Genomic DNA, 3,319 nt, shown 5'->3' with positions numbered 1-3,319 from the left:
CTATTAAAATAAAAAAGTTTCATACCAATATTTCAATATACTGAAAATAATGAATATATTTTCTTTTTTTGAAAATTGGGATGAAACTTTATTACCAAGTATTATTGTTTATTACTTAGTATTTAACTTTATTACTCAAAAACACCAGATTATTTGATCGATTTGGCTTTGTTGCACAAAGCTATTCTTGAAGGCTTCTTCAGTAATATAATTTCCAGATGAAGAAGCCTACACCTAAAATCTATCGTACAACCAATTGGTCCTCGCATAACCAAGCTTTAATCAAGCGAGGAAATATTTCAATCTGGTTTGATCCTAAGACGCAATGGTATGCACAACCACAAGGCAAGCAAGGACGAAATCAAACTTATTCCGATACAGCGATTCAATGCTGTTTAATGATCAAATCTCTATTCCGTCTTTCTTTACGTATGGTTACTGGCTTTGTTCAAAGCCTGATTAAACTCTGTGGCTTGAATTGGACAGCACCAGATTACTCCACCCTTTGTAGACGACAAAAGCATATTGATATTGCGATAAGCTATCAGAAAAGTCATGATGGGTTACACCTACTTGTCGACTCTACGGGTTTAAAGTTTTTAGGTGAAGGCGAATGGAAGCGTAAAAAACATCAGCCTGAATACCGTCGGCAATGGCGTAAACTGCNGCATATTGATATTGCGATAAGCTATCAGAAAAGTCATGATGGGTTACACCTACTTGTCGACTCTACGGGTTTAAAGTTTTTAGGTGAAGGCGAATGGAAGCGTAAAAAACATCAGCCTGAATACCGTCGGCAATGGCGTAAACTGCATATTGGTATAGATGCTGAAACACTGCAAATACGTGCCGTTCAGCTTACTACAAATAATGTCAGTGATTCACAAGTACTAGGTGATTTACTGGATCAAATTCCACTAGATGAGCGAATAGATTCTGTCTATACCGATGGCGCGTACGACACGAAGTGCTGCAGAAAAGTGATTTCAGATCGTCAAGCACATGCAGTAATTCCACCCAGAAAGAATGCCAAGCCCTGGAAAGATTCTAAAATAAGTTCAATAGAACGAAATGAGTTACTTCAAACGGTTAAACATTTAGGCAGAACCCTATGGAAAAAATGGTCGGGTTATCACCGTCGTAGTTTGGTGGAAACCAAGATGCATTGCATCAAATTATTAGGTGATAGGCTGACGGCAAGACATTTTCAAAGTCAGGTCAATGAAATTCATGCGCGTGTGGCAGTTCTGAATAGATTTACGGAATTAGNTGATAGGCTGACGGCAAGACATTTTCAAAGTCAGGTCAATGAAATTCATGCGCGTGTGGCAGTTCTGAATAGATTTACGGAATTAGGTAGACCTCGCACCCAAGTTGTGTCTTAAATTTGAATGGATTGGGGAGAACTCAGCTTTTGAATGTTTATGCAACAAAGCCCATAATAACTATATTTTTGGAGTACGATTCAATGGGATTCAAACTCATACCAACCATAATTTCAGTATCACTTACCCTTATTATTTGGTTTCTCATTCCAATTCCGCAAGATGTTTCTGCAAATGCTTGGCTTCTATTTGCGATGTTTATTGGTGTTATTTCAGCCATTATTGGTAAAGCAATGCCTATTGGTGCAATTTCGATTATCGCGATAGCACTGGTCGCGATTACCCGAGTAACAGCAGATAACCCTAGCGATGCCATCAAAGATGCTTTAAGTGGCTTTGCTAACCCTCTTATTTGGTTGATTGGTATATCCATCATGATTTCAAAAGGGTTACAAAAAACAGGGCTAGGTGCACGACTAGGTTATTACTTTATTGCAGTTTGGGGTAAAAGAACCATTGGTATTGGCTATAGCCTTGCATTATCTGAACTCATTCTTGCACCTGTTACCCCAAGTAATACAGCACGTGGAGGCGGAATTATTCACCCTATCGTGCGCTCGATTGCAACGAGTTTTGACTCAGATCCAGAAAAAGGCACTGAAGGTAAAATTGGTAAATATCTTGCTTTGGTCAATTACCATTCAAATCCTATTACTTCTGCCATGTTTATTACGGCTACTGCACCCAACCCTTTAGTCGTTGAACTCATTGCGAAAGCGACCAATAGTCAAATCCATTTGAGTTGGACCACATGGGCATTAGCAATGGTTTTACCAGGTGTTGTTGCATTAGCATTTATGCCGATTGCGCTTTACTTTATGTACCCACCTGAAATTAAAAAAACACCAAATGCTGCACAATTTGCCAAAGACCGTTTACAAGAAATGGGTCCCATTACCTTACATGAAATGATTATGTTGGCTGTATTTGGAATTTTATTATTACTCTGGGCAGGTATTCCTGCCATGTTGTTGGGTGATATGTGGACTTTAGACCCAACTACAACCGCGTTTATTGGTTTATCACTCCTTCTGCTTACAGGAGTTTTAACTTGGGATGATGTCTTAACTCAAAAGAGTGCATGGGATACAGTAACTTGGTTTGCTGCATTGGTCATGATGGCGACCTTTTTAAATAAGCTCGGCTTAATCGCTTGGTTTTCTGGTGTTTTACAAACTAGCATTGGACAGCTTGGCTTAACGTGGGTTCCTGCTTCCATGCTTTTACTATTTGCTTATATGTACGCTCACTATATTTTTGCCAGTACTACTGCACATATTACCGCTATGTTTTCAGCATTCTACATTGCAGGTATCGCACTAGGTGCTCCTCCAATGTTCTTTGCACTGATTATGGCAGCAGCATCAAGCATTATGATGACGCTGACTCATTATGCGACAGGTACATCCCCTATTATTTATGGTTCAGGTTATACAACGCTTGGTGAATGGTGGAAAGCTGGTTTTGCTATGAGCATTATCAATATAGCTATTTTTATTGTATTGGGCGGACTTTGGTGGAAGATGCTGGGCTATTGGTAATTTAATATCTATAACAAAATTAAAATTTTATAAGTATAGTTATATCTATACAACCTGCCCCCTGAATAAGGGGGCTTTTTAATATCTGTCCATTACAGAAACTTCGTTATAATTTTACTCACTGAATAAAAATATATTTGATTAATTAGACTCGATGTCATAGACCCAATTATGCGCTTGCTTATCTGTTGTTGTTTCACAGACATAGTAGTCATGAGGCACTGTTGCAAATAGGCTGACATGATAAGCTAAATATCTTATTTATTTCGAGATACAGCAGATGAATCCCTTCCACGGTCGGCACTTTCAAGGTGAAATCATTCTTTGGGCTGTTCGTTGGTATTGTAAATATGGCATCAGCTATCGTGAACTTCAAGAAATGCTCGCTGAACG

At 38.7% G+C, this 3,319-nt stretch carries 2 protein-coding genes and 1 pseudogene; all 3 read left to right on the top strand.

The window, feature by feature from the left end; all coding sequences use genetic code 11:
- Nucleotides 1-218 precede the first annotated feature (218 nt).
- Nucleotides 219-1,385, top strand: coding sequence for an IS5 family transposase (locus H4I94_RS16340; RefSeq protein WP_409976801.1), 1,167 nt, complete (start codon nucleotides 219-221; stop codon nucleotides 1,383-1,385).
- A gap of 83 nt (nucleotides 1,386-1,468) precedes the next feature.
- Nucleotides 1,469-2,926, top strand: a complete 1,458-nt coding sequence (locus H4I94_RS14695) for a DASS family sodium-coupled anion symporter (protein ID WP_004695721.1) — start codon at nucleotides 1,469-1,471, stop codon at nucleotides 2,924-2,926.
- Between the two features lie 280 nt (nucleotides 2,927-3,206).
- A pseudogene (locus tag H4I94_RS14690) lies at nucleotides 3,207-3,319 on the top strand (IS6 family transposase); the annotation flags it as partial.

The sequence above is a fragment of the Acinetobacter sp. T_3_1 genome (genome assembly GCF_025377055.1).
GTDB classification, from domain to species: Bacteria; Pseudomonadota; Gammaproteobacteria; order Pseudomonadales; family Moraxellaceae; genus Acinetobacter; species Acinetobacter kookii.
Note: the sequence above shows the minus strand (reverse complement) of the source record. Positions and strands in the feature narration are given on the sequence as shown.

Bases quoted from the DNA above. Each gene is read 5' to 3' on its own strand.
- H4I94_RS14695 (WP_004695721.1), top strand. From the start codon at position 1,469: ATGGGATTCAAACTCATACCAACCATAATTTCAGTATCACTTACCCTT.